Origin of the sequence: Photorhabdus tasmaniensis (assembly GCF_011189505.1) — a bacterium.
In the GTDB taxonomy this organism is placed as follows: Bacteria; Pseudomonadota; Gammaproteobacteria; order Enterobacterales; family Enterobacteriaceae; genus Photorhabdus; species Photorhabdus tasmaniensis.
In genome coordinates, this window is record NZ_PUJU01000018.1 from 73,026 (window position 1) to 95,867 (window position 22,842).

Genomic DNA, 22,842 nt, shown 5'->3' on the forward strand with positions numbered 1-22,842 from the left:
TAAGGATTAATTACTTACTCTGTCCGCCAAGGACAGAGTTTTGGGAGACTCATGCATTATCGTTATCTCACTGTTTTTACTCAACATAACTCACGTATCCTGCTTTTACTTGGCTTTGCTTCTGGTTTACCTCTCGCACTGACCGCTGGCACCTTACAAGCGTGGATGACCGTTGAAGACGTCGATCTTAAAACTATTGGCTTCTTTTCCCTTGTCGGCCAGGCATATGTTTTCAAATTTCTTTGGTCCCCTTTTATGGACCGCTTTACCCCCTCTTTCCTTGGGCGCCGCCGTGGTTGGCTACTTGTTACACAGTTATTACTGATAGCCAGTATTGCTACAATGGGTTTTCTCCAGCCATCTCAACATTTATGGTGGCTAGCCACACTGGCAGTCACCGTCGCTTTCTGTTCTGCGTCACAGGATATCGTCTTTGATGCTTATAAAGCAGATTTACTCAGTAGCGAAGAACGAGGTGCAGGTGCTGCTGTTTCGGTACTTGGTTATCGGTTGGCAATGTTAGTTTCAGGCGGGTTAGCATTATGGATCGCAGACCGCTATATAGGCTGGCAACACACATACTGGTTGATGGCTGGATTGATGCTGATTGGCGTCTATGCAACGTTAAGGGCCAGAGAACCCGAAATTAACATACCTCCACCCAAAACACTCCAGCAGGCCGCAATAGAACCATTAGCTGATTTTTTCAGTCGCAATAACGCGTGGCTGATACTGCTATTAATTGTCATGTATAAAATAGGCGATGCCTTTGCTGCCAGTCTCAGCACACCATTTCTTATCCGCGGTATTGGTTTTGATGCTGGTGAAGTCGGTATGATCAACAAAACACTGGGACTAGCCGCAACTATCGTCGGTGCATTATATGGTGGTTATTTGATGCAACGATGGAGTTTATTTCGCTCACTCATGATATTTGGCATTCTTCAAGCCATCTCTAATACTGGATACTGGCTGTTATCCATCACTGACAAAAATATCTACACTATGGGCAGCGCCATTTTTCTAGAAAATATCTGTGGTGGAATGGGAACCGTTGCATTTGTTGCCTTGCTAATGGCTTTATGTCACAAATCATTCTCCGCAACACAGTTTGCTTTATTATCTGCCTTATCAGCTGTTGGACGAGTATACGTCGGACCGATTGCTGGTTGGTTCGTGGAATTACATGGCTGGTCAAACTTCTATCTGTTTTCTATAGCAGCCTCTGTTCCAGGTTTATTCCTATTATTTATCTGCTGCCAGACGCTGGCTTACACCCAACGAACTAACGATTTTATGCCACGTACTGAGTTCGACAATTTCTATCGTCTGGCTCTTGGCTTACTATCATTAGCAAGCCTCCTTTTTATACTTTGGTTATTTACCATAATCACCAATGCTCTCAACTGGGCTAATGTACCTGATCTGGCCGAACAATTGCTATTATGGGGAGCACAGATCGGTATCGCCGGCATCATTCTGGGTAGCTTTCTGGATTATCTCGCATTAAGAAGGAACAAATTGGCTTAATAAAGTGAAAATATTAAATTAATTTATTAAAGGTTGACTACGGTCAGCCTTTTTATACCCAGCTAAAAACTAAGTGACAACGATCACATTTCAGATAGCCATTTATCTAAAAATGCTATTTTTGAGTAATTATTGGATTGTTCAATATTCATATCCGCGTAAAATCAGGCTACCCTTTTAAGGCTTACTATATAGCTTTAAAATTAAAAACCTCTTTTCATGGATGCGTTAGAGAAATTTATGAGAAAAACCATTCTGGCTACTGCCTTATTTACCACGGTCTCAGTTCCAGCTTATGCTGAATATCAATGGGGCTTTGCTAATATCAGCATGAACTACCTTGACTGGACTAGCCACACCACACACAAATCAGGGCAAACCTCTCATAAAGACGATTTTGCCTATCTGGAACTGGAAGGTGGAACCGGATTTGACTGGGGTGAATTATACGGGTTCTTTGATCTGGAAAATGCGTTCAACAGCAAACATGCTCAACCAGGGGATAATCAAAGATACACCTTTAAAACAACCGGGCGCTTCTACCTTGCTGATACTGGTTTCAATCTCTACGGCCATGTTTACGGTACTTACTCCCTTCCAGGTAAAGCACATGGCGGGAATTTCCATGAGGTAAATACCCTGTATGGCATTGGCTACAACACTGATATTGCCGGTGTCTGGCTAAAACCATTCGTTGCATTACATTATGTTGATCAAACTTTCTACTCTGGTAATAACGGCTATGTTGTCGGCTGGGTGGCTGGTTATGATTTTCAGCTCTGGCAGGAAAAATTCAGCATAACTAACTGGAATGAAATAGAACTTAACCGGAATGAACGCTACGGCAATGGCGGGCGGGACGGTATTAATGGCGCAGTAGCGCTGTGGTGGACACCTCACCCATCTTTCACCACCGGCGTTCAATATCGATATGCCGATCATAAATTAGGTGAAGATTTCTGGCAGGATGGGATTGTCTACACCATCAAATATAATTTCTAATTATTGATGTTAACTGTGAGCTACTACTTCTGGTGGCCCACAGTTAATTTTATTCTTAAATAAAATTGTCGTTGTGGAAATCTTTAAAGTAAATTTTTATATTTTTCCTTCCACAGAAAATATAGGAATATTTTAATATAAATTAATATTTTCATTACATTTCAATCACACATCGTTAAGCTTAAATAACCTTTTCAAGCTAACTCTTGCCGTGTCTTCCATTTACATGTGATCCCACTAACATAAAGGGTCAACAACCTCTCAACTAACTATTACAAATGTTTACACTCCTGTGACCTTACCGTAGAATGCCCACACTGATGAAACGACAATAGAGCTTTTGTTATTTGGGGTCGTTAGACTTATGAAATACAATAAAAGTATTGGGATATTGTCATTACTGGCAGCCACTCTTATGTTGAATGGTTGTGATATGGTATTGATGAATCCTAAAGGCGCTATCGGCGCTGAACAAAAAACGCTAATACTCACAGCTATTGGCCTGATGCTTATCATTGTTATTCCGGTAATCATCATGGCATTTACCTTTGCCGTGCGTTACCGCGAAGCCAACAAAAACGCTACCTATCGCCCTAACTGGGCACACTCAAATAAAATTGAGCTGGTAGTGTGGACTGTTCCTATCATTATCATTATCATTTTGGCAACTATTACTTGGAAAACAACCCACGAGCTTGATCCCTATAAGCCACTGGTCAGCGACGAAAAACCAGTGACAATTGAAGTAATCTCTCTGGACTGGAAATGGCTGTTCGTTTACCCGGAGCAAGGTATTGCTACCGTTAACGAAATTGCTTTCCCTACTGGTGTTCCTGTTAACTTCAAAATCACCTCTGATTCAGTGATGAACTCATTCTTCATCCCTCAGTTAGGTGGTCAAATCTACGCGATGGCGGGTATGCAGACTAAACTTCACTTAATTGCCAATGAACCTGGCACTTATAAAGGTTTATCCAGTAGTTATAGCGGGCACGGCTTCTCTGGCATGAAATTTACTGCCACAGCTACCCCAGATCGTGAAGGTTTTGAACAATGGGTCCAAAAAGTGAAAGCCTCTCCCAAAACCCTGGATACCATGCAGGCATTTGATGAGTTAGCCAAACAAAGCCAGAACCATCCGGTTGAATACTTCTCAAGCGTTAAGCCTAACCTGTATCAAGACATTATTGCCAAATTTATGGGCGACATGAATATGCATGGCGACCACGGTACAACGACAGGTCATAACATGAATATGAGCAAAATTGCTCATGCCGGAGTTGAGGAATAAAGTAATGTTGGGAAAATTAACACTTGATGCAATCCCATTACATGAGCCCATTATCATGGTCACTCTTGCAGGGATTCTCTTCGGAGGGCTCGCCGTTGTCGGAGCCCTAACCTATTTCCGTAAATGGAAATGGCTGTGGAGCGAGTGGTTAACCAGCGTTGACCACAAAAAAATCGGTATTATGTACATCGTCGTGGCACTGGTCATGATGCTCCGTGGCTTTGCCGATGCCATCATGATGCGTGGTCAGCAGGCTGTCGCTTCCGCTGGTGAAGCAGGTTTCCTGCCGCCACATCACTATGACCAGATCTTTACCGCCCACGGCGTCATCATGATTTTCTTCATGGCAACACCTTTCGTTGTCGGCCTGATGAACATCGTGGTTCCACTACAGATCGGTGCCCGTGACGTTGCGTTTCCATTCCTGAACTCACTGAGTTTCTGGTTCTTCGTCGTTGGTGTCGCACTGATTAACATCTCTCTGGGTGTGGGTGAATTCGCTCAAACTGGCTGGTTAGCCTACCCTCCACTCTCAGGCATCGAGTATAACCCTGGCGTTGGGGTCGATTACTGGATATGGAGTCTCCAGATATCCGGTATCGGTACGTTGCTAACAGGCGTTAACTTCTTTGCCACGATCCTGCGTATGCGTGCCCCCGGCATGTCTATGATGAAAATGCCTGTATTCTCATGGGCAGCATTGTGTACTAACGTACTGATCATCGCAGCATTCCCGATTCTGACTGTGACCATTACCTTGCTGACTTTAGACCGTTACATCGGCACCCATTTCTTCACTAATGATATGGGCGGCAACATGATGATGTATATCAATCTGATATGGGCCTGGGGTCACCCTGAGGTTTATATTCTGGTATTGCCGGTCTTTGGTGTCTTCTCTGAAGTTACAGCGACGTTCTCGAAAAAACGACTGTTCGGCTATACTTCCCTGGTATGGGCAACCATTGCCATCACCGTGTTGTCGTTTATCGTATGGCTGCACCACTTCTTTACAATGGGCTCCGGCGCGAACGTTAACGCCTTCTTCGGCATAGCCACCATGATTATCTCAATTCCGACTGGGGTTAAGATCTTCAACTGGCTGTTCACGATGTATCAGGGCCGTATTGAGTATAAAACACCGATGTTGTGGACTGTTGGCTTCATCGTCACCTTCTCGATCGGTGGTATGACTGGGGTTCTGCTGGCGGTTCCGGGTGCAAACTTCGTTCTTCATAACAGTTTGTTCCTGATCGCGCACTTCCATAACGTCATCATCGGCGGTGTTGTCTTCGGTTGTTTCGCTGGTACCGCTTACTGGTTCCCGAAAGCATTTGGTTTCACACTAAATGAAAAATGGGGTGTCCGCGCATTCTGGTTCTGGCTCATCGGCTTCTTCATTGCCTTTATGCCCGTTTATGCCCTCGGCTTCATGGGGATGACCCGTCGTATCAGCCAGGATATCAACCCTGAATTCCATACTTTGCTGGTTGTCTCCGCAATCGGTGTTGCACTGATTGCCGTTGGTATCCTGTGCCAGGTCATTCAATTCTACGTCAGTATCCGTGACCGTGACCAAAACCGTGACCTGACGGGTGACCCTTGGGGCGGTCGTACCCTTGAGTGGGCAACATCCTCTCCACCACCATTCTATAACTTTGCTGATGTTCCACATGTTCAAACCCGTGATGCATGGTGGGATATGAAAGAAAAAGGCACAGCTTATAAACGTCCTGCTCAATATGAAGAAATTCATATGCCTAAAAATGCCGGTGCCGGGGTGATTATTGCTGGCTTTAGCTTGGTATTTGGTTTCGCTATGATCTGGCATATCTGGTGGATGGCTATCGCAGGCTTCGCTGGCATGATTATCACTTGGATCGCAAAAAGCTTTGATGACGATGTTGATTACTACGTGCCCGTTGCTGAAGTTGAGCAAATTGAAAATCAACACCATGAACAAATTAGCAAGGCAGGTCTGAACCATGTCAACTGAAACTATGACTAACCACAATCATGCCCATGAGGATCATGGGCACCACGATGCGGGAGCCACTAAGGTATTTGGTTTCTGGATCTACTTGATGAGTGACTGTATTTTGTTCGCATGTCTGTTTGCGACTTATGCAGTGCTGGTTAACGGAATAACCGCAGACGGCCCCTCGGGTAAAGAAATTTTCGGCCTCTCTTTTGTACTGGTTGAAACTTTCCTGCTGTTATTCAGTAGTATCACTTATGGCTTTGCCATGCTGGGCATGAATAAAGGCAAAATCGGCCAGGTTAATGCCTGGCTCGGTATGACTTTCCTGTTCGGCCTTGGCTTCGTGGCCATGGAACTGTATGAATTCCATCATCTGATTGAGAAAGGCTACGGCCCTGACCACAGTGCATTCCTGTCTGGATTCTTCGCACTGGTCGCCACTCATGGTATCCACGTTACCTGTGGTCTGGTCTGGATTATCATCATGATGATTCAGGTAACACGCCGCGGCTTAACCGATGTTAATAAAACCCGTCTGAACTGCCTGAGCTTATTCTGGCACTTCCTTGATGTGGTGTGGATCTGTGTGTTTACCGTTGTTTATCTGTTAGGAGCTATGTAATGAGTCATTCAAATACAGCTCATACTGGAGCTAGCCACGGTAGCCTGAAATCTTATATTATCGGCTTTGTTCTTTCAGTCATCCTGACAGTGATTCCGTTCTGGATAGTAATGGATGGTTCCGCCTCCCATGCCACTATCCTGACAACGGTAGTCGGTCTGGCTGTTGTGCAGATTCTTGTTCATTTTATCTACTTCCTGCACATGAACACCTCGTCAGAAGAGCGCTGGAACTTAGTCGCCTTGCTGTTCACTATTTTGATTATCGGTATTGTTGTTGTTGGCTCGCTATGGATCATGTACAACCTCAACATTAATATGATGGTTGATTAAAGAGCTGCATATTATGATTAAGCAATACCTGCAAGTAACTAAACCAGGAATTATTTTCGGCAATTTAATTTCTGTGATCGGTGGTTTTCTACTCGCCTCGAAAGGGGTGATTGATTACCCTTTGTTCATCTCGACTCTGTTCGGCGTCTCATTAGTCGTGGCTTCTGGTTGTGTATTTAACAACTACATTGACCGTGACATCGATCGGATCATGGAAAGAACAAAAAACCGCGTCCTTGTAAAAGGGCTTATTGATCCGAAAATCAGCCTGATTTATGCATCAATACTGGGTATTGCTGGCATGGTGCTGCTCTATGTAGCAGCCAATGCCTTAGCAATGCAATTAGCGATTATCGGTTTTGTCGTATATGTAGGGGTTTACAGCCTCTACATGAAAAGGAAATCTGTCTATGGCACGTTGATCGGCAGTTTGTCCGGCGCTGCACCTCCGGTTATCGGTTATTGTGCAGTGACTGGTCAGTTTGACACAGGCGCGTTGATCCTGTTACTGATTTTCAGCCTGTGGCAAATGCCGCACTCCTATGCCATTGCTATTTTCCGTTTCAAGGATTATCAGGCAGCGAACATCCCTGTACTCCCCGTGATTAAAGGCATATCTGTGGCGAAAAACCATATTATCCTTTATATCCTGGCATTTATGATTGCAACCCTCATGTTGGCAATCAGCGGCTACGCTGGTTACAAATATCTGATTGTTGCAGCAGCAGTCAGCATCTGGTGGCTGGGAATGGCATTATCCGGTTACAAAACGGCTAATGACCGCGTTTGGGCCCGTAAGTTATTTGTCTTTTCCATTGTGGCAATCACCTCCCTGAGCGTCATGATGTCTGTTGACCCAAATGTGTCCTCAGGAACCTTTCTAACTTACGTCCGATAATTCTCCCTGATGGCCGTGGCATACGCCTCTGCCATCAGTTTCCTCTTTATATCCTCCCCCTCCCCTTATACTTCAATATTATTAATTCAATTAACTATTTACCGCTTATCAAAAACCTATCTACAATGGCACATCTAAATATTTCGAGGTAACCATGAACGATAATAAAATGACGCCACTTGAGCTTCGGGCGACATGGGGCTTAGGCTCAGTTTTTTCTTTGCGTATGCTAGGCATGTTCATGGTCCTTCCTGTCTTAACAACCTATGGTCTTGATCTAAAAGGTTCTACCGAAGCACTTATTGGCATTGCTATTGGCATTTATGGTTTAACTCAAGCAATTTTCCAAATCCCTTTTGGTCTGCTTTCTGACAAAATTGGCCGTAAGCCCTTAATTGTTGGTGGGCTATTGCTCTTCGTTCTTGGTAGTATCACGGCAGCTCTCAGTGATTCTATCTGGGGCATAATCGTTGGGCGGGCGCTCCAAGGCACTGGGGCTATATCCGCCGCAATTATGGCTCTGCTTTCTGATTTGACCCGCGAACAAAACCGAACTAAGGCAATGGCATTTATTGGCATTAGCTTTGGAGTCACTTTCGCCATAGCAATTGTACTTGGCCCAATTCTTACTCATGCCATTGGCTTAAATGGCCTGTTTTGGGGTATTACCGTTCTAGCTGGTTGTGGCATTCTGATAACATTATTTGCTGTTCCTTCCACAGATAAACACGTTCTTAACCGTGAATCAGATATTGTTCGTCACAGTTTCCGTAAAGTTTTAGCTGATAGCCAACTGCTAAAACTTAACTTTGGCATTCTCAGTTTGCACGCTTTGCTAATGGCAAGCTTTGTCGCCCTGCCTCTGATTATGCAACAAGCGGGATTCCCAGCCCAACAGCATTGGAAAGTTTATCTGATCACCATACTGATTTCATTCTTATCTGTCTTGCCTTTCATTATCTACGCAGAAAAAAAGCGCCGCATGAAACAAGTGTTTCTGTTGTGTATCACTCTGCTATTTATCGCTGAAATTGTATTGTGGTCAGCGGGACACCATTTGTGGACAATCTTTGTTGGCATACAAATTTTCTTTATTGCTTTCAATATAATGGAAGCTATCCTGCCATCACTGATCAGCAAAGAAGCGCCGGCGGGTTATAAAGGTACAGCAATGGGAATTTACTCCACCAGCCAGTTTTTAGGTGTAGCTTTGGGTGGTAGCCTTGGTGGCTGGTTATATGAATTAAAGGGAGCATCGCTGGTATTTATGGCAGGTATCGCTCTGACAATTATTTGGTTTATTATCAGCACGACAATGAAACAACCCCCTTATGTCAGCAGTATCAGAATTTCGCTGCCAGAAAATATAGTCAATAAGACATTGCTGGAACAAAAAATTCTTGTTCAACCAGGTGTTCGCGAAGTTGTTATTGTGCCGGAAGAGTATAGCGCTTACATAAAAGTAGATATTAAGCAGACAAGCAGAGCACAACTTGAGCAATTGATAGCATAACTTACAGCGGCTTTCGCTAACAAAACCTCTCATTCCGGTTAGATATTGAAGGGAAATTGGGGATGGAATTCCCGCTCAGGAATATCCCACCCCACATTAAGCCCGATATGTTAATACATTAAGCGACGCTAGTTAGCCAATACGAGAAAAATCAATCCCGGAAATTAGTAAACTGGAATGGCTGTCCTAATTCTGCTCCACGAACCAATGCCATAACACTCTGCAAATCATCACGCGCTTTACCGGTTACCCGCACCTGCTCACCCTGAATCTGAGCCTGCACTTTCAATTTACTATCCTTAATCAGCTTCACGATCTTTTTCGCTGTAGGGGTATCAATCCCCTGTTTCAGAGTCGCTTCAACGCTATAAGTTTTACCACTGTGCAACATATCATCAGGGACATTTAGTGCAGCTCCATCAATACCACGTTTAGCCAGTTTTTCACGTATAATATCAACCAACTGATTTACCTGAAAATCTGACTCACTGGCAATCTTGACAGATTCACTTTTTTCATTTAATTCAAAACTGGCGCTGACATTACGGAAATCCCAGCGTGTAGCAAGCTCACGCTGTGCGTTTTCTACCGCATTGCGAACTTCATGTATATCAATTTCTGAGACAATATCGAAAGATGGCATTATCCGTGACCTCCTGATAATCAATAAGTTGGCATGATAACCGCTTTCCATTGTCAGCAAAAGCTCTATACTCAGATTAGCGGGATCTTGCTATTTCCATTCAATATTACAGCGTCTTGCAACAAGGGTATATTATGAAGATAACCGTTCTTGGCTGTGGCGCTATAGGAAAACTGTGGCTGGCAGCATTATCACAACGAAAACACCAAGTACAAGGTTGGCTAAGGATCCCCCAGCCTGATTTACCTGTTCATATTGACGAAATTAATGGAGAAGCATTTGACCAGCCGATCCCAACTAATGACAATGACCATCTTGCTAACAGCGAATTACTGATTGTCTGCCTGAAGGCCTGGCAAGTATCTAATGCGGTTAATAATCTATTCCCCAAACTTTCATCTGATTGCCCAATCTTATTACTACACAATGGCATGGGTTCCCAAGAAGAATTGTTGTCTGCGCCTAATCCAATACTCCTTGGCATCACGACTCACGGCGCATATCAGAATGACCAACAAGTTTATCATACGGCTTCTGGACTAACACATATTGGCTCCGCAACATCAAATGCAACTGCACTTAGCTCTCTGGCCGATATTCTGCATCAGGCTTTACCGGACGTTGCATGGCATAATGAAATTCTCTCTATTAGTTGGCTAAAACTCGCGGCTAACTGTGTCATAAACCCACTTACTGCGATTTATGAATGCCGGAATGGCGATTTGCTTCGCTACCCGGAACAACTAAATGTTTTGTGTGAAGAAATCATTCAGGTTATGGAGCGAGAAAACATACATACTTCCATCAGTCACCTAACTACCTATATCTACGATGTTATTGAGCGCACAGCAAAAAACTACTCTTCAATGTTGCAAGATATCCGCGCAAAACGTCACACTGAAATTGACTATATCACTGGATATCTATTGCGCCGGGCCCGTGCTCATGGCCTGCCTGCTCCTGAGAATACTCGTCTATATAACCTGATAAAATGTAAGGAAGGTGATTATGAACCATTCAGCACTCATCTGCCTGGTTCATGGCAGTGAAAAAGTAAACAAAAGCGCCCTGCTTCAGACTCATCATTGAGGCTCCCCTGATGGGAAGCCTCTAGGTATCGTCATTAAGGCCGATAAACTTTCACATTATCAAACCCCTGCTCACACAAATAAAGCGCCTGCAAACGGCTCATCACTCCGCGTTCACAATAGAGCAGATAGGTTTTCTCTTTGGGTAAATCGCCAAACTGGCTGCTTAATTTATAAAACGGCAGTGATTTGATTTCTACGCCATTCATCTGCAATGGCCGATCATCCTGCTCATCAGGTGAACGAATATCCAGTAATACATCAGTTGGCGCGAATTCAGTGACTGTTTCAACTTCGACGACTTGCTCACTGCTTTGTTCTGCGATCTGGCGGATATCAATATTCTGAGCTTCACTGATGACTTTTTCCAGAATATCAAAATCGAAATTAGCCTCTTCCGCTTCAATTTTGGCTTTAACCGCTTTTACAGTCGGACTTTTTGAAATAACACCACAAAATTCAGGCATCGTACGGGCAAAATCTTCCGTGCCAATTTCGCGTGCCAGTTTGATAATGTGCTCTTTATCATGAGAAATCAGCGGCCTCAGAATCAAAGTATCCGATGCATTATCAATCAAACGCAGATTGGTCAGCGTCTGGCTGGAAACCTGTCCCAACGCCTCACCGGTAACAATAGCCTGCACGCCATAGCGTTCTGCAACTTTAGATGCCGCCCTTACCATCATTCGTTTAAGCACCACCCCCATTTGGCCGTCATCAACTTTTTCCAGAATTTCAGCAACGACAGGTTCAAAATCCACAGCAACGAAACGAACTTTATGGGAGCGACCAAAGCGGTTCCAAAGATAATGAGCAACCTGCTTCACACCAATTTCATGAGCAGAACCACCAAGATTGAAGAAACAATAATGAACACGGCAGCCACGGCGCATCAACATATAGCTGGAAACACCAGAATCAAAACCACCAGAAATCAAAGACAGCACATCTTCCTGCGTTCCGATAGGAAAACCGCCAATGCCTTCATAACGGGCTTTCACCAGAATCAGTGTATCCTGCTCAATTTCCAGATTAACAGTAACATCAGGATGAGTCAGTTTTACTTTCGCAGATTCAATGTGCTGGTTTAAACCACCACCGACATAGCGCTCTACTTCATTTGAAGTAAACACATGTTTACCACGGCGTTTAACCCGTACACAAAATGTTTTGTTGTGGAGCAATTCGCCATAAGCCTCATAAGCTTGTTCAAAGATATGATGCATATCACGAAATTCACATTCTTCCACTTGCAGAATATGGTGGATACCGGGGATACGTGTCAGCGCATCACAAATTTGAGAGCCAAGGTTTTCATCTTTAGTACGAACTTCGATATTATCCCAATGGCGAACTACTGCAATATTATCCCCCAAGGCTTTGAGCACATTGCGAATATTACTGGTAAGAATTTTAATAAAGCGCAAACGGACAGTTTGGCTCTTAATCGTGATTTCTGGGAATAATTTAATAATAAACTTCATAGTGAGTTATAGTAGTCGTTAGGAGTTTTGATAAATGAAACTGACATCATGTTCTGGTAGTCAAATCAGGCTGCGGAGTATAGCACTATCTCACGACATAGCGCGCAAAAAATACAAAACCAGTTAAGGATTTGTTTGCACCAGTATAAACCAGCATAATAGGATAGTCTGCAACCCTCAGGCGAACTCTAAATAGTAAAAAGATTATGCCAAAGAAAAACGCAACATCAGAAAACCCAGACAGTACACCAGAAACCACACCAGCAATGACATTTGAAAGCTCATTAAAAGAGTTGGAGCGCATTGTCGTCCGTCTGGAATCCGGTGAACTGGCACTGGAAGAAGCCTTGAACGAGTTTGAGCGTGGTATTCAGTTAGCCCGTCAAGGGCAACAAACGTTGCAACAAGCAGAACAGCGGGTGCAAATTCTTCTTAACGATGACGCCCAATCTCCGCTAAATAACTTCGCCCCGGATACTGAGTGAGCCTATGTCTGAACAAAACCCAATTCAATTCAAAGAACAGCTTAAGACCTGTCAACAACGCGTTAATAACGTTCTGACAAACACATTATCTTCATTAGTATTTGTCAACCCACTGGTTCAGACAATGCAATATGGCGCTTTACTTGGTGGCAAACGTCTGCGTCCATTTTTAGTTTATGCCACAGGTGACATGTTCGGATTATCTGCCAATAATCTGGATGCACCAGCCGCAGCAGTCGAATGCATTCATGCTTTTTCGTTAATCCATGACGACTTACCCGCAATGGATAACGATGATTTACGCCGTGGGCAACCAACTTGCCACATCAAATTTGGTGAAGCTCACGCTATTTTGGCGGGAGATGCATTACAGTCTCTGGCATTTGAAATCTTATCTAAAAGAGAAATGCCAAATGTGACAACAACTGATCGCCTTAAAATGCTTTCTGAGCTGGCAACAGCCAGTGGTATCGCCGGTATGTGTGGCGGTCAAGCCCTGGACTTAGAAGCTGAAGGCAAACAGATTGATCTTCATGCGTTGGAACAAATTCATCGTCACAAAACGGGGGCCCTTATCCGTTGTGCTATCAGAATGGGAGCCTATGGCGCGGGCCAGAGTGGACATGATGCCTTACCTGAATTGGATCAATATGCCCAAGCTATTGGCCTCGCTTTCCAGGTTCATGACGATATTCTTGATGTCATTGGCGATACCGAAATGATTGGGAAGCGTCGGGGCAGTGACCAACAATTAAGAAAAAGTACCTACCCGGCATTGCTGGGGTTAGAACAAGCACAGAAAAAAGCGCACGAGCTGTACCAAGAAGCGCTAGAAGCATTGAATAAACTGGAAGAAAAATCCTATAACACAACAATGCTGCGTGCACTTGCCAGCTTCATCATTGAACGTAACAACTAATTGCCTATCCCAATAGGCGTTATTGTTGCATAAAATAGCCTAATGGGATGGGCTCTAAGGCCGTTGGTAAATTTATCCGCCAGCAGTTCTATTCATAAACACTTCTTAACGAGCATCAAATGAGCATTGATATAGCCAAATACCCAACATTGGCATTAGTGGAAAATCCTGAAGAACTTCGTATGTTGCCAAAAGAGAGCCTGCCGAAGTTATGTGATGAACTTCGGCAATTCCTGCTAAACAGTGTCAGTCGCTCCAGTGGTCATTTTGCCTCCGGTCTTGGTACCGTTGAGCTGACTGTGGCATTGCATTATGTCTATAAAACGCCTTTCGATAAACTAGTATGGGATGTTGGTCATCAGGCTTATCCGCACAAGATCCTGACAGGACGCCGGGATCGTATTGATACTATCCGTCAGAAAAATGGACTTCATGCCTTCCCTTGGCGGGATGAAAGTGAATACGACACCTTGTGTGTCGGGCACTCATCTACCTCTATCAGCGCAGGATTAGGCATGGCAATTGCCGCTCAACGCGAAGAAAAAGGCCGCCGCACAGTCTGTGTGATTGGTGACGGCGCGATAACAGCGGGTATGGCCTTTGAAGCGATGAACCACGCGGGGGATATCGACCCGGATATACTGGTCATTCTTAATGACAACGAAATGTCTATCTCAGAGAACGTCGGAGCGTTAAATAACCATCTGGCTCAACTTCTTTCCGGTAAGCTTTATACCACACTGCGGGAGGGTGGAAAAAAGGTCTTTTCTAACCTGCCCCCCATTAAAGAATTACTGAAAAAAACCGAAGAGCATATCAAAGGGATGGTCATTCCCGGCACAATGTTTGAAGAATTGGGCTTTAACTACATAGGGCCGATTGACGGGCATGATGTATTGACATTAACTCAGACGCTGAAAAACATGCGTGAGCTGAAAGGGCCACAACTCCTGCATATCATGACCAAAAAAGGTCGTGGCTATGCACCAGCCGAAAAAGATCCCATCAGTTGGCATGCAGTGCCTAAATTTGATCCAGCTAGCGGTACATTACCCAAGAGTTCAGACAACCGCCCGACGTTCTCTAAAATATTTGGAGACTGGCTATGTGAAGAAGCCGCTAATGATAAAAAACTGATGGCAATCACCCCGGCTATGCGTGAAGGCTCCGGTATGGTGCGATTCTCCCGCGAATATCCGGATCAATACTTTGATGTCGCTATCGCAGAGCAACATGCCGTGACTTTTGCCGCTGGTCTGGCAATTGGTGGTTATAAGCCGATCGTCGCTATCTACTCAACATTCCTGCAACGTGCTTATGACCAAGTTATTCATGATGTCGCAATCCAGAATCTGCCTGTATTGTTTGCAATAGACCGTGGCGGTATCGTTGGCGCAGATGGTCAAACACATCAAGGCGCTTTTGATCTCTCATTCCTTCGTTGCATTCCCAACATGGTGATTATGGCACCGAGTGATGAGAACGAATGCCGCCAAATGCTGCATACCGGCTATCATTACCAGCAAGGCCCGGTAGCTGTACGCTATCCACGAGGAGCAGGAACTGGCGCAGAATGCCAACCATTTGAACAGTTGCCCATGGGTAAGGGTGTTATTCGCCGTCAGGGTAAAAAGGTAGCAATTCTGAACTTTGGCACTCTGTTACCCGATGCAATAACAGCAGCAGAATCACTGGACGCGACTGTCGTTGATATGCGTTTTGTTAAGCCACTGGATAAAGAGCTGGTTCTGCAAATGGCTGGCAGCCATGATTTACTGGTCACTTTGGAAGAAAACGCGGTTATGGGCGGTGCTGGCAGTGGTGTCAATGAACTGCTGATGCAGGAAGGTCAGCTTGTGCAAATTCTGAATATCGGCCTGCCTGACCAATTTGCGCCACAAGGCAGCCAGGAAGAAATCAGAGCGGATTTAGGGCTTGATGCCGCAGGTATTCAAAATAGTATCAATAAAAGGCTATTTTCCTGAGTGTATAGGGATAATAGGATATTTATCCTATTATCCTCAGACCTGAATCAAACTAAACTGCTGGCCTTCAAACATTTTAAGTAAATTAGCAGAAAAAAGTACGAAAAAGTTCAAAAAACATTAAATAAATGAGTGTGGTATCTAATACCATTAACAGAGAATTGAAAAGAAATCAGTAGATAAAAGAACATTATCTGAATAAATGGGTATGCAAAAGCTTTCTAGCCGTTATTTTACGAAGTAAGCCATAAAGAAATAGCGCAATAAAAAATGGATAAAAAGGTTAATTCGGTAAGGTTTAAACTCTGAAAAAAGCTTGGAAAAATAACGATATGAATTGATTTTAGCGTTAAATCATATTTAAGGTATAAAAAGAGACATGGTTTAAATCAAACGGTAGAAAAACAATGCTATTAAACGGGATAAAATAGTGTAAAACAAGTTTAAACCGGTGTATTTAATGTATCGTGTTTTTGCATAAAAAATGCAGCATAATAACGATTAAAATAACCCAGTTCGTATTCGGTTAAATCATGTATTTTCGGGTTTTCTATGAAAGATTATTTAACTGGTTTGTGAAAAAGTTTACCCCCCGGTTGAAAACATTATTAAAGTCGATTAATTTTGTAAAATAGATTGTGATTAACCGATTAATATTCTTATTTATCCTTCTTTACCGGGTGTATAAGCATCAATAAAGCCAATTCTTTTTCTCATTTTTACTGATAGGTTTATGATGGGCAGGTTTTAAATCGTTATTATAAAGCCATTTTTTTAACCTCTGGGTTTAATCGGTATAATAAGGTTTTAACCATTGTTTTTACTGCTTTTAACACTTGCTTTTTATTAAGTTTAATCATACTCACTTTATCTTTATTGACGCTGTTTTACTGGCAATTCTGAGCCGTTTTTATAAGTCTTTTATCTTCATAAATCAATCCGTAAATAGCTTGGTGGTATAAAGATACCCCTTTATGTTTTTTCGGATAATATTTTTTCTCGCTGATTTTTTTGAAGTTTTCTGTTAATGGTTAACGTCATTTTAAAAAACTGCACTTATTAGTTAAATCCGTCTTTTATATAAAAGCTTTAATACATCTATTTTCGTGGTTTTAAATAGTTATGGCAGGACAGGTAAATGTAAAATAAACGAAGGATAACGTCGTTGATAAATACATTAAACATGATAGGGAATAAGCCGTTTTAGTTACCTCTGTACCTTTTCAAAATCTGGTACTAATAGGCATCTATTCTTTACCCTTAGCTAACTAATCACCGAAAAAAGCAGCTTGCCGATCGACATCTACTTAAATGATGTTTAAATAAATCGGTAAACTCATTTAATAATGAGTATTTAAGCGTTAATAGATCACGAAAATAGCTTGGAAAAATAACGATATGAACTGATTTTAGCGTTAAATCACATTAAAGCATAAAAAGAGGCATGATTTAAATCAAACCGCAGAAAAGCAATGCGATTGGACGGGCTAAAATAGTGTAAAACAAGTTTAAACCGGCGTATTTAATGCACCGTATTTTTGCATAAAAATGCAATATAATAACGTTTAAAATAATCCAGTTAGTATTCGGTTAAATCATGTGTTTTCGGGTTTTCTATGAAAGATTATTTAACTGGTTTGTGAAAAAATTTACTCCTCCGGTTGAAAACGTTATTAAAATCGGTTTCTTTTAGAAAGTAGATTGTCTGATTAACCGATTAATCTTTTTATTTGTCTTTTTTACGGGGTATATAAGCATTAATAAAGCCAACTTTTTTCTTATTTTTCACTGATAGCTTTATGATGGATAGATTTTAAGTTGTTATTAAAATCCATTTTTTAACCTCTAGGTTTAATCGGTATAATAAGATTTTAACCGTTGTTTTTACTGCTTTTAACACTTGCTTTTTATTAAGTTTAATCATACTCGCTTTATCTTTATTAACGCTGTTTTACTGGCAATTCTGAACCGTTTTTATAAGTCTTTTATCTTCATAAATCAATCCGTAAATAGCTTGGTGGTATAAAGACACCTCTTTTTTTTACGGAAAATATTCTTTTTCTTGCTGATTTATTTTAAGTTTTCTGTTAATGATTAATGTCATTTAAAAAACTGTACTTATAGTTAAATCCTCCTTTTCAAAATCTGGCATTAATGGATACCTGTTTTTTTATCCTCAGTTAACTAATCACCGAAAAGAAAACGCTTGCCGATCGCTAAAAAAGGGAAAACAAGTAAAAAGAGAAAATGCATCATGTTAAAAAAATGACAAATCTGTAAAGTGATTCTCATTTCGAGTATTGTAGTTATATTACTCAATGGATCCCAAATAGGATGTATCCAGTCAATCAGTTATAACGACACCTGTTCTATATCGAATAGTTTTACTGCTTGAATTTTCATTGAGTTGTTGAATGTTTTCTCCGGTGTTATTGCCGCTAATTTAGCGACCAAAATACCCAAGGTTAAATAGCCTGAGTCCAGTGGAGTTCCAGACTCAGGTATCATTAGTTGCTTAGCGTAACCTGTCCAACTTTATGGGGGCAGTTTACGCTGGTCGGGATCTTTTTTAACGTAACCAAAATGGCGGATCGTCTGGACCTAAAGCATCGTATTCTTCAAGGGGGCGATTAATCTCATCAATGTAATATGGTGTATCAGTAAAACCAATTCTTACAGGGATATATTCATTAAGCTCTTGATAATAAACTTCAGTGCATTCTAACGCTTCAGAAAATGCACTAAAAAGCCTTTTAAAAACAACTGATAGAGACTCTCCATTCAGATTTAATTTCGTATTATTTACATTCACTCCTAACGACATCCAATCAATATCTTTAGCTGATATCTGTGAAAATGACCTTTCTATGCTATCAAGCTCTTTTTTGACATTTGATAGTTCCTCATATTTCAAAGAACGTCGATAGAGATTTTCTGTAACCCGAGGATATTTACTCCCTTTATTATGATGTTCCAATAACGTTACCACTGAATTGAAAAATCCATTTATATCAGATGTAGGGCCTATTTCAGCTAATGTCATAGCAGCATGTATACCAACATTTTTCATTCTGTTTTAAACCTAATGAATGATGAATTTATAGCACCATTTGATTTCTGCACTATACCTTGAACTATTTGCATTTTTTGCTTGGCAGTTATTGCTTGCCCACGAACATCAATGACGACTCGTTGTTTCATCCCCGCAGGTAAATTCTTCTGCCGCTCAATCGCCTGTTTAGCAACATTATTAATCAGGCCATTTTTGTTCGTTGCAATGTTATAGTTTTTCACTTCAACACTGCAAACATTACCCTGACACCAGTCTGGGCGAACGCTGCCTTTAGTGCCATAGGGGACTTCCTTACCCTCTTTAAATGTCACCTGACCATTCCAGCCATCCCCCAAAATTTCCCCGTTATCTCCAATCAGCCCGGCCCCTTCCGCGTTAATCTGGCGACCGATATGGTTTAATAACGCGGTTTGCAGATTGTCCGTAAAACTGCCGCCATTTCAGCCAATTGTATAGGCAAATTCGCCATCAATTTTTTGCTTTTCGAGAAAAAAAGCTTCTAGATCCTCTGATTCTCTCTCAATAATACCTATGTAATGAGAGATAGATGTAACTAACTCAGAATAACCTATAAGCGATTGTATCTTAAAATTATCAGATAAGATTTTATAGTCATCACTTAAATGAGTTATACAAATCGACCAATTAGAAGACAACTTACCGTCTTTAATCTCGCATAAATTAGCAGGAATCCATACAGGGTTACCTTTATTAGGGCAGATTAAATAATCGATTCGACATGAAAGCAACATCAAACCATAAACTACATATTCAGTTCCAATCTTCAAAAAAGAATAGTCTGTTTCATCAGTTTCGCTAAAACAACGGCTATCATCAGGTAAATTTTTTCCCGAATTAAAAATACATTTAATTAACATAAAAATACTCACTTAAATTTAAAATCATCAATAGCTCCTGTCTGTATTCCTTACATAGTGGACTTCTATTCCGTTAATATTTTGAGACATTTTTACCCAACCATCTGATGCAGGCCAACGTTTATCAGTCATAGGAACAGGGAGCTGCCGTCCCGAATTAGGATTGGATATAGCTTGCTCAAGTGCTAATTTTTCATTCAAATTTGCAGGAGTATTGCGCCCAGTAGAGCCTAAACCAAGGGGATTATTTGCACTTGTTCCCTTTCTAGCACTAGCATTTTTCTCTGCATTTTCATCAATCCACTTAACTTTTATTTCATCACTGGCTTTATTAATCAGCCTGGAAGCTTCTGTTACATCACCTTTAGTCAGCGCTTTTTCTGCTGCCTTGATAGCCTTCCCTGCGGCATCACCTGCACCGGGAATAATAGCTATCGCGGCGACCAAATAATCTAACGCACTCTCAGCTTCAACAAAACCTTTGATATCCCCAACTTCAGGCAGTTCGAAAGCTCAACGCCGCTATAAGGTCGGCTATACCAGCACCCGCCACGAAGACCGCTACACGGGCATGAAGCATCCCAGTCTGCACCTTAAAGGCAACTGGCTGGAAGAAGCCGGGTTTACCACCGGACAGGCAGTGAACATCACCGTTGAACGGGGGCAGCTGATTATCCGGCTGGTTGAGAATAATTGACCGCTAAAAGGAGATCCCAGCGCTTGGGCTGGGATCTTGAAGTTAACAAGGCAGTTGTTTGAGTAAAGTATCTATCTCATCTTCATCTTCTGGATGTAGTTGAAGATATTTTTCACAGGCTAATCTGACATATTCAAAACCAACAGATTCAGGCACGATAATTTCTCCCTCCCATACACCAAAAGTAATGCCATCAAAGTGATATTCAGGGTCTGGCTCCTCAAAATCTGGAAAAATGCAATAGGTTTCATTAACACCACACCCATTTTTTTTCAGGATATGCGGTAACGCCCATAAAAACTTATTTTGAAGATATAAAGAATTAAAAAACTCTTTCATCACCCATTCAGAATCGTTGTCAAAATCTACTTTTTCGAAAAGATGTTGATTGTTCATTGTGCCACCGGGAAAAAGTTCATAACTCTACCTGTTTCTTGATCCAAATAAACTTGGAATTTAACGCCACCGGCTGACGATTCATACTCACGCACCCCCTGAGAAATGGCTTTTTCATAACCCTTAGAAGCAGCCTGTTGACCCAGTTCCAACATTTTTTGATCAGAGAAAACTTTCGGATCATATACTGTTTTCGTCAATACTTGTGCTTTATGTCCAGTGACATTTCCTGCCCTATCTTTTGATGGAATCTGATACTCAATTTGAGTAATGCCTTTGACGTTACTGGGTGTTTCACTGACAACCTTAATTCCTTGCTCCGATACCGTTCGCTTAAACACGTCAGCGTTGTGTGTACCACCTACTCCTTTTTTAGATATTCCATCAAAATCAGTCAGATGATGCTTTTGATTTAAACTAAAATTGATCCCATCTGGATAAGAATTTTTAGCCAGCCCCAAAAAGGTTTTCGCAGCCACATACTGAATCACTTTGCCTTCGTTGGTCGGAATGCCACTGGACACAATTTCAGCGGCTTTCTCCGGTGTCATTTTCTCATTGGACATCACCACATCCAACGGCACACCAAAAAAGTTCCCCCATGCCACAATCAGCCCTCTGGCTGGAAGAAGCGGGCTTTGCGACCGGACTGCCGGTGCAGGTTAGTTGAGCACGGGCAGTTGATTATCCGGCTTGTTGAGCAGAACTAACGGCTAAAAAGGAAGATCCCAGCACTTGGCTTGGGATCTTTTATCACTCAAGAATCTTTGTCTGGATTAATGTATAGATATCTTTCATCAACTTCTAACGATAATTCATTCACTATCTTAATTATTTGATGATATTCATCTTTTGTTATTTCAACGTCATAATCAGCTATATGATCACATAATGTTTCGAATGCTAGTACGTTTTCGGCATGATCTATATATTCCAAGTCATAATCAACAAGTGAAGGTTCTAATCGATCTTTCAATCCTTCCCCCAAAAGCCTTATTTTTTGGTTCACATGCATATTCATTACTCCTTATTTTATAGGCTTCAAGGTTGCTGCTGGTTTCGATACGTTATCTGGGAACGCAGTGTCAACTTTACCATTTGCAGGCTCATAGATTACTCGCATACGAACACCATCACGAACTTCCCAGGCAACCCATCTAGCAGGTTTTCCAGATTTGGTATAAAGCCCGCCAGTTCCTGATTGTGCATACCATTGAGTTTTTGGAGAGGTCGCAATATCACCTATTTCATGAACAATTTTTTCTTTCGTCCAATTAGATGGGAACGTTGTTTTTCCAGGATTTCCTGGGAAAATATGACCACCACTTGTAGGACTATCTCCATAAAGTATATGTTTTTTCGCCTCAGGAGGGAGAATATCTACATAATCTGTACTTTTACCAACGCTTCCAACTGTATCTTTGTAAGGCAGTGATTTTGCGTCAGGTTTACTTGTTGGATTCTCAACGTTTGTAACTTTACCCTGATCTTTCGGGCTGAATTTTCCTTCTCCGGCACTCCATTGAGGCAGCGTGTTTCCTGTTTTACTGCCCGCCCCCGGATTTTTAGCCAACGATAGGAATGCTTTTGCCGCCACATACTGCATCACTTTCGCTTCACTGGTCGGTACACCGCTGGCAACGATGGAAGCGGCTTTCTCCGGTGTCATTTTCTCATTGGACATCACCACATCCAACGGCACACCGAAGAAGTTCCCCCACGCCACAATCAGTCCTCTGGCTGGATCCTGGCCTTCGGGATGGGTGCCTCTCGCTTGCTTCGCCAAGGCTTCTGACAATTCATCCGGTGTTGCACCGTCTTGGAGCATTTTATTGGCTAATGAACCCTGCGCCTGTCCATAATTCGCCAGCCCACCAAAGTCACTGTGCTTCAAGAAGTTATTCTCAATAACAACGCATTCCATTGCGACGTTGATTACCGAACGCCGATTTTCCTCATGCCCTCAGTCAGTTACCACCCGTTTTTTCCAATGTCCGTTCACCGCCGACCCCAAAACCCCCTGAC

The 22,842-nt window shown here is 42.2% G+C and carries 23 protein-coding genes and 1 pseudogene; 13 read left to right on the top strand and 11 right to left on the bottom strand.

The annotated features are described in order from the left end of the window. The first annotated feature begins 51 nt into the window (after window positions 1-51). The 8 genes from ampG (at window position 52) to C5471_RS10675 (ending at window position 9,169) form a co-directional block, all read left to right on the top strand. Window positions 52-1,530: a muropeptide MFS transporter AmpG gene (gene ampG, locus C5471_RS10640; protein WP_133816023.1), complete on the top strand. Its 1,479-nt coding sequence runs from the start codon at window positions 52-54 to the stop codon at window positions 1,528-1,530. A 240-nt stretch (window positions 1,531-1,770) separates the two neighbouring features. Further along, window positions 1,771-2,532 carry a nucleoside-specific channel-forming Tsx family protein gene (locus C5471_RS10645; RefSeq protein ID WP_133816022.1) on the top strand — a complete coding sequence of 254 codons (762 nt, stop codon included), beginning with the start codon at window positions 1,771-1,773 and terminating at the stop codon, window positions 2,530-2,532. A 364-nt stretch (window positions 2,533-2,896) separates the two neighbouring features. Next, window positions 2,897-3,823 carry a cytochrome o ubiquinol oxidase subunit II gene (gene cyoA / locus C5471_RS10650; protein WP_133816021.1) on the top strand — a complete coding sequence of 309 codons (927 nt, stop codon included), beginning with the start codon at window positions 2,897-2,899 and terminating at the stop codon, window positions 3,821-3,823. Window positions 3,824-3,827: 4 nt separating this feature from the next. After that, the gene (cyoB, locus tag C5471_RS10655; RefSeq protein ID WP_133816020.1) at window positions 3,828-5,819 is read left to right on the top strand and encodes a cytochrome o ubiquinol oxidase subunit I; all 1,992 of its coding nucleotides are present in this window, start codon (window positions 3,828-3,830) and stop codon (window positions 5,817-5,819) included. Further along, window positions 5,809-6,426: a cytochrome o ubiquinol oxidase subunit III gene (locus tag C5471_RS10660; protein WP_133816019.1), complete on the top strand. Its 618-nt coding sequence runs from the start codon at window positions 5,809-5,811 to the stop codon at window positions 6,424-6,426. The genes cyoB and C5471_RS10660 overlap by 11 nt, the downstream gene beginning before the upstream one ends. Further along, window positions 6,426-6,758 (top strand): cytochrome o ubiquinol oxidase subunit IV, encoded by a 333-nt coding sequence (locus tag C5471_RS10665; protein WP_133816018.1) that lies wholly within the window; start codon window positions 6,426-6,428, stop codon window positions 6,756-6,758. The genes C5471_RS10660 and C5471_RS10665 overlap by 1 nt, the downstream gene beginning before the upstream one ends. Window positions 6,759-6,771: 13 nt before the next feature. Then, on the top strand, window positions 6,772-7,656 hold the full coding sequence (cyoE, locus tag C5471_RS10670; RefSeq protein ID WP_166295845.1) for a heme o synthase: 885 nt from the start codon (window positions 6,772-6,774) through the stop codon (window positions 7,654-7,656). Window positions 7,657-7,810: 154 nt separating this feature from the next. Then, window positions 7,811-9,169 carry an MFS transporter gene (locus tag C5471_RS10675; RefSeq protein WP_133816017.1) on the top strand — a complete coding sequence of 453 codons (1,359 nt, stop codon included), beginning with the start codon at window positions 7,811-7,813 and terminating at the stop codon, window positions 9,167-9,169. 151 nt (window positions 9,170-9,320) lie between these two features. Here C5471_RS10675 and C5471_RS10680 read toward each other — a convergent pair whose 3' ends face one another. Continuing rightward, on the bottom strand, window positions 9,321-9,812 hold the full coding sequence (locus C5471_RS10680) for a YajQ family cyclic di-GMP-binding protein (RefSeq protein WP_133816016.1): 492 nt from the start codon (window positions 9,810-9,812) through the stop codon (window positions 9,321-9,323). A 134-nt stretch (window positions 9,813-9,946) separates the two neighbouring features. On the opposite strand from C5471_RS10680, the gene panE reads away from it, so the two are divergent. Continuing rightward, window positions 9,947-10,861: a 2-dehydropantoate 2-reductase gene (gene panE, locus C5471_RS10685; protein ID WP_133816015.1), complete on the top strand. Its 915-nt coding sequence runs from the start codon at window positions 9,947-9,949 to the stop codon at window positions 10,859-10,861. Between the two features lie 74 nt (window positions 10,862-10,935). Here the strand turns inward: panE and thiI are convergent, their stop codons facing one another. Next, on the bottom strand, window positions 10,936-12,384 hold the full coding sequence (gene thiI, locus C5471_RS10690; RefSeq protein ID WP_133816014.1) for a tRNA uracil 4-sulfurtransferase ThiI: 1,449 nt from the start codon (window positions 12,382-12,384) through the stop codon (window positions 10,936-10,938). A 206-nt stretch (window positions 12,385-12,590) separates the two neighbouring features. Between thiI and xseB the strand changes: the two genes are divergently transcribed. From xseB to dxs, 3 genes are all read left to right on the top strand, one after another. After that, a complete protein-coding gene (xseB, locus tag C5471_RS10695) occupies window positions 12,591-12,869 on the top strand; it encodes an exodeoxyribonuclease VII small subunit (RefSeq protein ID WP_133816013.1) in 279 nt (92 codons plus the stop codon). A gap of 4 nt (window positions 12,870-12,873) precedes the next feature. After that, entirely contained in the window at window positions 12,874-13,788 is a 915-nt protein-coding gene (gene ispA, locus C5471_RS10700) for a (2E,6E)-farnesyl diphosphate synthase (RefSeq protein ID WP_133816012.1), read from the top strand. A gap of 119 nt (window positions 13,789-13,907) precedes the next feature. After that, window positions 13,908-15,773 (top strand): 1-deoxy-D-xylulose-5-phosphate synthase, encoded by a 1,866-nt coding sequence (dxs, locus tag C5471_RS10705; protein ID WP_133816011.1) that lies wholly within the window; start codon window positions 13,908-13,910, stop codon window positions 15,771-15,773. A 2,352-nt stretch (window positions 15,774-18,125) separates the two neighbouring features. On the opposite strand, the gene C5471_RS10710 is transcribed toward dxs, so the two are convergent. From C5471_RS10710 to C5471_RS24320, 5 genes and pseudogenes are all read right to left on the bottom strand, one after another. Then, a complete protein-coding gene (locus C5471_RS10710) occupies window positions 18,126-18,281 on the bottom strand; it encodes a hypothetical protein (protein WP_166295848.1) in 156 nt (51 codons plus the stop codon). 61 nt (window positions 18,282-18,342) lie between these two features. Beyond that, window positions 18,343-18,843 carry an Imm70 family immunity protein gene (locus C5471_RS10715; RefSeq protein WP_133816010.1) on the bottom strand — a complete coding sequence of 167 codons (501 nt, stop codon included), beginning with the start codon at window positions 18,841-18,843 and terminating at the stop codon, window positions 18,343-18,345. After that, window positions 18,840-19,286: pseudogene (locus C5471_RS10720) on the bottom strand (DUF637 domain-containing protein); the annotation flags it as partial. The pseudogene C5471_RS10720 and the gene C5471_RS10715, both read right to left, overlap by 4 nt. Next, window positions 19,287-19,724, bottom strand: a complete 438-nt coding sequence (locus tag C5471_RS10725; RefSeq protein WP_133816008.1) for a hypothetical protein — start codon at window positions 19,722-19,724, stop codon at window positions 19,287-19,289. It lies immediately after the preceding pseudogene. 27 nt (window positions 19,725-19,751) lie between these two features. Then, complete coding sequence (locus tag C5471_RS24320) at window positions 19,752-20,171, bottom strand: hypothetical protein (RefSeq protein ID WP_242688651.1); 420 nt, start codon at window positions 20,169-20,171, stop codon at window positions 19,752-19,754. A gap of 34 nt (window positions 20,172-20,205) precedes the next feature. Here C5471_RS24320 and C5471_RS10740 point away from each other — a divergent pair, with 34 nt between their 5' ends. Beyond that, a complete protein-coding gene (locus C5471_RS10740; protein WP_133816007.1) occupies window positions 20,206-20,421 on the top strand; it encodes a SymE family type I addiction module toxin in 216 nt (71 codons plus the stop codon). Between the two features lie 42 nt (window positions 20,422-20,463). Here the strand turns inward: C5471_RS10740 and cdiI are convergent, their stop codons facing one another. The 4 genes from cdiI to C5471_RS24835 all read right to left on the bottom strand — a co-directional run bounded on the left by cdiI (window position 20,464) and on the right by C5471_RS24835 (window position 22,741). After that, window positions 20,464-20,817: a ribonuclease toxin immunity protein CdiI gene (gene cdiI / locus C5471_RS10745; RefSeq protein WP_166295851.1), complete on the bottom strand. Its 354-nt coding sequence runs from the start codon at window positions 20,815-20,817 to the stop codon at window positions 20,464-20,466. After that, window positions 20,814-21,383 carry a CdiA family toxin C-terminal domain-containing protein gene (locus C5471_RS10750; protein WP_207627290.1) on the bottom strand — a complete coding sequence of 190 codons (570 nt, stop codon included), beginning with the start codon at window positions 21,381-21,383 and terminating at the stop codon, window positions 20,814-20,816. Before C5471_RS10750 ends, cdiI begins: the two co-directional genes overlap by 4 nt. Window positions 21,384-21,574: 191 nt before the next feature. Next, a complete protein-coding gene (locus C5471_RS10760) occupies window positions 21,575-21,832 on the bottom strand; it encodes a MafI family immunity protein (RefSeq protein ID WP_110085971.1) in 258 nt (85 codons plus the stop codon). A gap of 12 nt (window positions 21,833-21,844) precedes the next feature. Further along, window positions 21,845-22,741 carry an EndoU domain-containing protein gene (locus tag C5471_RS24835; RefSeq protein ID WP_278250153.1) on the bottom strand — a complete coding sequence of 299 codons (897 nt, stop codon included), beginning with the start codon at window positions 22,739-22,741 and terminating at the stop codon, window positions 21,845-21,847. Window positions 22,742-22,842: the final 101 nt, after the last annotated feature.

Excerpts from the sequence above, each read along its gene's own strand:
- ampG (WP_133816023.1), top strand. The coding sequence starts at position 52 with ATGCATTATCGTTATCTCACTGTTTTTACTCAACATAACTCACGTATC.
- C5471_RS10645 (WP_133816022.1), top strand. The coding sequence starts at position 1,771 with ATGAGAAAAACCATTCTGGCTACTGCCTTATTTACCACGGTCTCAGTT.
- cyoA (WP_133816021.1), top strand. The coding sequence starts at position 2,897 with ATGAAATACAATAAAAGTATTGGGATATTGTCATTACTGGCAGCCACT.
- cyoB (WP_133816020.1), top strand. The coding sequence starts at position 3,828 with ATGTTGGGAAAATTAACACTTGATGCAATCCCATTACATGAGCCCATT.
- C5471_RS10660 (WP_133816019.1), top strand. The coding sequence starts at position 5,809 with ATGTCAACTGAAACTATGACTAACCACAATCATGCCCATGAGGATCAT.
- C5471_RS10665 (WP_133816018.1), top strand. The coding sequence starts at position 6,426 with ATGAGTCATTCAAATACAGCTCATACTGGAGCTAGCCACGGTAGCCTG.
- cyoE (WP_166295845.1), top strand. The coding sequence starts at position 6,772 with ATGATTAAGCAATACCTGCAAGTAACTAAACCAGGAATTATTTTCGGC.
- C5471_RS10675 (WP_133816017.1), top strand. The coding sequence starts at position 7,811 with ATGAACGATAATAAAATGACGCCACTTGAGCTTCGGGCGACATGGGGC.
- C5471_RS10680 (WP_133816016.1), bottom strand. The coding sequence starts at position 9,812 with ATGCCATCTTTCGATATTGTCTCAGAAATTGATATACATGAAGTTCGC.
- panE (WP_133816015.1), top strand. The coding sequence starts at position 9,947 with ATGAAGATAACCGTTCTTGGCTGTGGCGCTATAGGAAAACTGTGGCTG.
- thiI (WP_133816014.1), bottom strand. The coding sequence starts at position 12,384 with ATGAAGTTTATTATTAAATTATTCCCAGAAATCACGATTAAGAGCCAA.
- xseB (WP_133816013.1), top strand. The coding sequence starts at position 12,591 with ATGCCAAAGAAAAACGCAACATCAGAAAACCCAGACAGTACACCAGAA.
- ispA (WP_133816012.1), top strand. The coding sequence starts at position 12,874 with ATGTCTGAACAAAACCCAATTCAATTCAAAGAACAGCTTAAGACCTGT.
- dxs (WP_133816011.1), top strand. The coding sequence starts at position 13,908 with ATGAGCATTGATATAGCCAAATACCCAACATTGGCATTAGTGGAAAAT.
- C5471_RS10710 (WP_166295848.1), bottom strand. The coding sequence starts at position 18,281 with ATGATACCTGAGTCTGGAACTCCACTGGACTCAGGCTATTTAACCTTG.
- C5471_RS10715 (WP_133816010.1), bottom strand. The coding sequence starts at position 18,843 with ATGAAAAATGTTGGTATACATGCTGCTATGACATTAGCTGAAATAGGC.
- C5471_RS10725 (WP_133816008.1), bottom strand. The coding sequence starts at position 19,724 with ATGTTAATTAAATGTATTTTTAATTCGGGAAAAAATTTACCTGATGAT.
- cdiI (WP_166295851.1), bottom strand. The coding sequence starts at position 20,817 with ATGAACAATCAACATCTTTTCGAAAAAGTAGATTTTGACAACGATTCT.
- C5471_RS10750 (WP_207627290.1), bottom strand. The coding sequence starts at position 21,383 with ATGTCCAATGAGAAAATGACACCGGAGAAAGCCGCTGAAATTGTGTCC.
- C5471_RS10760 (WP_110085971.1), bottom strand. The coding sequence starts at position 21,832 with ATGCATGTGAACCAAAAAATAAGGCTTTTGGGGGAAGGATTGAAAGAT.
- C5471_RS24835 (WP_278250153.1), bottom strand. The coding sequence starts at position 22,741 with ATGGAATGCGTTGTTATTGAGAATAACTTCTTGAAGCACAGTGACTTT.